1 protein-coding gene and 1 tRNA gene are annotated in these 505 nt (G+C 50.3%); one reads left to right on the plus strand and one right to left on the minus strand.

Annotated elements, in window-relative coordinates:
* Positions 1-105 precede the first annotated feature (105 nt).
* Positions 106-181, minus strand: a tRNA-Val gene (locus ACFSUS_RS29140).
* A gap of 170 nt (positions 182-351) precedes the next feature.
* Here ACFSUS_RS29140 and ACFSUS_RS29145 point away from each other — a divergent pair.
* A partial coding sequence (locus ACFSUS_RS29145; RefSeq protein ID WP_381528829.1) for a cytochrome c-type biogenesis protein CcmH occupies positions 352-505 on the plus strand: 154 nt, incomplete at its 3' end.

Genomic DNA, 505 nt, shown 5'->3' on the forward strand with positions numbered 1-505 from the left:
GCGGTCCGGACGGGGCTCGAACCCGCGACCTTCGGCGTGACAGGCAGGTATTCTAACCAACTGAACTACCGGTCCGCAAAACTTAACCCGGTACAAACTGTTAAGTGGTGGGTGGTACAGGGATCGAACCTGTGACCCTCGCCTTGTAAGGGCGATGCTCTCCCAGCTGAGCTAACCACCCGCGTTCAGAAGGTGCGTATTCTAATGATTCGCGCGCTGACGTCAACCACTTTTTTTGAATTGTTACACTTTTTTTATGCGCTTAAAAAGCGGGCCCGATACACGGCTGTATACTCGCATACAATGCGGTGGGTCGGTATACTCGCTTAAACACGAATAAGGTCATTAAAGATGCACAAACTGTTGATTCCTTTACTGATATTTTTTGCTTCCGTGTGTTCCGCAGAGGCCATATACCAGTTTGATAGTGAGGTCGATGAGTCCCGCTTCAACGCCTTCATTAACGAGATGCGCTGCCCCACATGCCAGAGTCAAAACCTTGCTG

The sequence above is a fragment of the Spirosoma soli genome (genome assembly GCF_042684525.1).
Classification (GTDB): Bacteria; Bacteroidota; Bacteroidia; order Cytophagales; family Spirosomataceae; genus Spirosoma; species Spirosoma soli.